Genomic DNA, 4,477 nt, shown 5'->3' on the forward strand with positions numbered 1-4,477 from the left:
GGGTTAGTCCCCGTTTAGGAATTAGGTTTGAGTTAGTAGCATCTCAATTGGTGCTGTATTATCCCAATGGTGAACGTTTTGCTACTTATTTGGAAATTATTGAGCTCAAAGATCTCGCTCAACAACAGGCAGAACAAGAACGTCAACGAGCAGAGCAAGCAGAGGAAGCTTTAGAGCAAGCAGAGGAAGCTTTGGAGCTTGAAAGGCTGGAAAAACAACAGGCATCACAACGGGCTGAACAGGCAGAAGCTTCGTTGCAAGCCTTGCGATCGCAGTTAAAAGCAAAGGGCATAGATCCAGAACAGTTCGAGCTATAAACCCCACCATTTCGATGTCAAAAACAAGCAAGAAGGGAGCTCCCAGCCCCACTGCCTCCAAAGCCAGAAACCCTTATTCCCCCTGTTTTAAGTTGATATTGCCCTTAACTAATCAAGACCGTAGAATTTCGCTCAAAGACGAACTCGCCATAGTCTGCGATATCATCGAGTCCCATTAAGTTAAGGCCAACCTCAACTATCAGCCACAGGGTTAGTTTGACCAGTAATTTCTTCCACCGCACATTCATTTGTTTACGCCAAATGGAGAGTTAGGTATTACTGAAATCTTGCACGCTTAGGGTTATCGCCTGCTCAGCGCCCCCCTGCCCCCAATTATGGGAGTTAATGATGTTAAACTTTTCCAGAATTGGGGGATAATGGGTGCCAAGGTAGGATATGAATGGACTGGTGCCAGCTCTAAGTCTAAGTATTAAGTATTACTCAGGTTGAAGAGTTGAGTTTTAACATGACCCAGATAGCTAGAATCATTGATAGTTTCCGGGGATAATCTTCCTCTTGCAATGGCACTTTCTACGAGGTCTTTTGCGGTAACTTTCTTGCTTTTTATAGCGCTGATTAAAGCAGCATTACTGGGAATACCTTGGTCAGCAAAGTACCCTTGATAAGCGAGATAGACGAGGTTAAAAGGTTGAACTTCGACAATATTATTACCGCTGGCGGTGGAGTTTGCAGCGATTTCCGATGCTAAGACGGGAGTGGTAGCGGTAGCAATCAACAACGTGCCTAAGCTGCCAAGTACGAGACCTTTCATCTTTGTTCCTCCTAGACTTGATTAGTCCAATTGCTTAACTGGTTATCTTTAATTACTAGAATGCAGGTCTTAACTGAGGAGGAAGTGACCGTTAACTGAGAAGTTGATAAGGTGTTGCTAAGGAAACTGAATTATGGCAGTTCTAAAAAAGGTGGGTACTTTTGTCCTGGGTTTTAGGGAACAGCGGATCTGGGAACAGGGAGTAGGGAGCTTCGGAGCAGGGAATAGGGAGTAGGGAGCTTCGGAGCAGCGCTGCATCAAGACAGGGCTTGGGGGATTCAAACAATGAGCGCGATGTTCCTTTGGAACCGTTTCGCGATGCTCAGCAGGGTAATTATCCCGACATGAGATTAGCATATCTGCCACAATTGATAAAATTAAGACAGATGAAATCAGGAGAATTGGTATGACTGAAACGATTGATCGAGTCAGTTGGATAATCGATGATTTAGAACTATTGCCTCACTCTGAAGGGACAATATACGAAATAATTGAAGGAGAATTATTTGTGACTCGAACGCCTCACCGACGACATCAACAAATTTGTGGCCGAATTTTTAGTTATTTGAATAATTGGTCAGAATCAACAGGTAATGGTGAAACCATTATTACTCCCGGAATTATCTTCTCAGATGCCGATAATGTGATTCCTGATGTAGTGTGGGTAAGCCAAGAAAGATTAGCTCAAATAGAAGATGAAGCTGGACATCTGACCGCAGCACCTGAATTAGTTGTGGAAGTAATTTCTATTGGTAAAGAAAATGAAAAACGCGACCGCGAAATTAAAGTCAAATTATATTCAATTCAAGGGGTAAAAGAATATTGGATTGTGGATCGTTTTCGTAAGCAAGTAGAGGTATATCGCCGAGACAAGGGGAAATTAACTCTAGTTGCTACCTTATTTGATCAGGATGAGTTGACTTCTCCTTTATTACCCAATTTTGTTGTACTAATCAATCGCTTTTTTCCGGTTAAGTAAAACAGCACGTAAGATTAAGGACGCTATCTGGCTCGTATTTGAGTTTTTATAAATACCCAAAAGGATCTACCACCCTGAAGAATTTACGGAATAAAAATTCGACCGACTCCCAGGTAGTTTTCCAGATCAAGCACAATTTCAATCAATCGGGTAGCGCATTTTTGCCGATAACTACTTTCGTCAAGTCGATCTGGGTTACCAATTGTCAGAATTGGTAACGAAGTTGGTGTATTGTCCTCACGAATTGTTTGCTCTAGAGAGTCTTCTCCCTTCATATTTCGGTTAGCGGTAATCAGGATCATTTGGTTGCTGTGCAGCATTGTGCCAAACAGCGCGATCGCTACTATCCATTGGCAAGTCAGCGTCCTGAAATGTAAAGAAGCGAATAGGTAATAGTTCCAGCCATCCTTCAGCCGATAGTGTTCCCCAAAATAGAACAGCATCGCCAGTTAAATTGTAGTCAATCAGAAAGTTCATGGCTATGCCTGGGCTTCAATTCGCGCTTTCCATGCTTGGAGTTTTGCACGGAGGGCTTCCTGACCTGGCTTCGGAGGCATTGCTGCGATCTTGGCAAATCGTTCTCGATTTCGCTCTTCCCAATATTGCCGAATTTCCTTTGCTGTTTGGAGACATTCTTGGTATTCCGCTTCAAACTCAACATGATGAGTTTCAATGTAGGCTAGCGCTGAACGAATCTGATGATTATTAAGACTTAGTTTTTCACAGATCAACTGTTGTGGATACTGAGCCTTCAGGTAATCCATCACGTCGTAAAGAGTGATGCGTGTACCTGCGATTGTCAATCCCCGCTCTGTCCGAATGATTGCTGGTTCTTCAGTAGGTGCTGACACCATATTAAACCTCCTATCCCTGGTGGATAGCTATCTATTCCCTTGATACCCAATGTCCATTATATTCAAAGCCCGTTCGCTCACATATACCCTTTAAGCACGAAATAAGATCCGTTATGGTTCGCTCACTCATTCAGTTGATCGGCGATCGTACCAGGCTCAACTCGATGGTACTTTGAAGTAAGTCCCGAATTTACGATCAAGGCAGATAAATACCTTTAATTGAGGCAGCAATTTGAGTAGACCTGGTGGTAATATTGAGTATCTGCTTTGGCTGGGAATGGAGAGCCACCAACAGCCTCCTGATTTAGCAGCAATTCAACAAATTATAGAAGAAGCGATCGCATAAGCGCGGAAGCTGAGGCCGTAGGCCACGCTACGCGAACGCTTCATCGCAAAGCTCAAACCAATGTCGAAGCGTGCTTTACTTTTAATACCACATTCCCCTTAAAACAACCGGTTGAACATGAATCCTTACACAATCTTAAATCAGACCCAGTGCCAGCGGGTAAGTGATGGAGTCATCCTGCCACTTCTGAGCGGTTGTGAGTCAGCCACCCGCCAGCTGGTACTTGTCTGGCCCCAACTTGGAGATTTCGACAGTCTCGAATACGCTTGGTGGCTGCAACGGGAAGCAAAAAGGTTACAGGGCGAGGGTATAGTAATACGAGCTGTTGGTATTGGCAATCGCGATTCTGTTGACACTCCCCGCCCTGGAAGGACGGGGATTCTTGCTTCAATGGGGTTACTTGTTTAACCAGGCCGGAGCCAGGAAAAATAGAGGTCGCCTCTCCACAAGCGTATTTGGTTTATAACCTAGGTTTCGGTGTGCCCCACCGTACCTTTTTTTTATATATAGATAGATACTTTTTTAATCTAATTTTTTTCATAGACGTTTAAGTCGTTAGACCAAATTACGCAATATGTATCTGATACATATTTTTTACGTTGTCTACTTATCATTAGATAGTATTTATCTAGTTTTTTATTTTTTGTTTATGCTTTTATAATAACACGCAGTGCGAAAACTGTCAAGTTTTAACTTAAAAAGAAAGCCGTCCTATAAGGACGGGGCTTTAAACCCAAAATTTTTGGTAAGCGATTCTGCAACTATACGGGGTTTTCTGGGGATTGGCTGTTTGTCTGTCCCAATGCACAGCTGCACCACCAGCTTAATCTTTATCCAGGACTATCGCTCAAGCTACCAGGGCTCTCAATAACCCTAAATGCCTACTTGAATCTGCTGCTGATGTGTGCGGGTATTGGTAGTCCTGGCACTCTAGCTGAAGTATTTCGAGGCTATTGGGGCGATAGTCAGGCTCCGCAGTTGCTCGATGATGAGGAGGTTGTGCGAGGTATACCACTTCCCCCTATCAAGGGGTCATTCTTCAGGCTGGCTGGTGGCAAAGGTTTTCAAAGACCCTTTGAATTGGCAACCCTGCGGCTGCGGAATATGACAGAGGTTTTAAGCCACTGGAATACTTATGTACCCAATGGGGCTTATCTGACCCAGCGAGGGGGAACCTTCTTATTCGATTCACAGGGGAAATTACTCTAC

General features: G+C 43.8%; 6 protein-coding genes and 3 pseudogenes. 4 read left to right on the forward strand and 5 right to left on the reverse strand.

All coding sequences use genetic code 11. The features are described from left to right. A pseudogene (locus tag F6K37_RS32915) lies at positions 1–317 on the forward strand (Uma2 family endonuclease); the annotation flags it as partial. A 104-nt stretch (positions 318–421) separates the two neighbouring features. On the opposite strand, the gene F6K37_RS32920 reads toward F6K37_RS32915, so the two are convergent. The 3 genes from F6K37_RS32920 to F6K37_RS32930 all read right to left on the reverse strand — a co-directional run bounded on the left by F6K37_RS32920 (position 422) and on the right by F6K37_RS32930 (position 1,455). Then, positions 422–565 (reverse strand): hypothetical protein, encoded by a 144-nt coding sequence (locus F6K37_RS32920; protein ID WP_287254865.1) that lies wholly within the window; start codon positions 563–565, stop codon positions 422–424. A gap of 182 nt (positions 566–747) precedes the next feature. Beyond that, on the reverse strand, positions 748–1,089 hold the full coding sequence (locus tag F6K37_RS32925) for a hypothetical protein (RefSeq protein WP_287254867.1): 342 nt from the start codon (positions 1,087–1,089) through the stop codon (positions 748–750). 117 nt (positions 1,090–1,206) lie between these two features. After that, positions 1,207–1,455: a hypothetical protein gene (locus tag F6K37_RS32930; RefSeq protein WP_287254869.1), complete on the reverse strand. Its 249-nt coding sequence runs from the start codon at positions 1,453–1,455 to the stop codon at positions 1,207–1,209. A 40-nt stretch (positions 1,456–1,495) separates the two neighbouring features. Between F6K37_RS32930 and F6K37_RS32935 the strand changes: the two genes are divergently transcribed. Beyond that, a complete protein-coding gene (locus F6K37_RS32935; RefSeq protein ID WP_287254870.1) occupies positions 1,496–2,068 on the forward strand; it encodes a Uma2 family endonuclease in 573 nt (190 codons plus the stop codon). Positions 2,069–2,151: 83 nt separating this feature from the next. Here the strand turns inward: F6K37_RS32935 and F6K37_RS45800 are convergent. Together F6K37_RS45800 and F6K37_RS32945 are read right to left on the reverse strand one after the other, a co-directional pair. Continuing rightward, a pseudogene (locus F6K37_RS45800) lies at positions 2,152–2,545 on the reverse strand (ACP S-malonyltransferase). A gap of 2 nt (positions 2,546–2,547) precedes the next feature. After that, on the reverse strand, positions 2,548–2,922 hold the full coding sequence (locus F6K37_RS32945) for a DUF433 domain-containing protein (protein WP_008189779.1): 375 nt from the start codon (positions 2,920–2,922) through the stop codon (positions 2,548–2,550). Between the two features lie 463 nt (positions 2,923–3,385). Here F6K37_RS32945 and F6K37_RS32950 point away from each other — a divergent pair, with 463 nt between their 5' ends. Then, positions 3,386–3,676 carry a hypothetical protein gene (locus tag F6K37_RS32950; RefSeq protein ID WP_008189775.1) on the forward strand — a complete coding sequence of 97 codons (291 nt, stop codon included), beginning with the start codon at positions 3,386–3,388 and terminating at the stop codon, positions 3,674–3,676. A 336-nt stretch (positions 3,677–4,012) separates the two neighbouring features. Then, positions 4,013–4,477: pseudogene (locus F6K37_RS32955) on the forward strand (AhpC/TSA family protein); the annotation flags it as partial.

This window comes from Moorena sp. SIO4E2 (assembly GCF_010671945.1).
GTDB lineage: Bacteria > Cyanobacteriota > Cyanobacteriia > Cyanobacteriales > Coleofasciculaceae > Moorena > Moorena producens.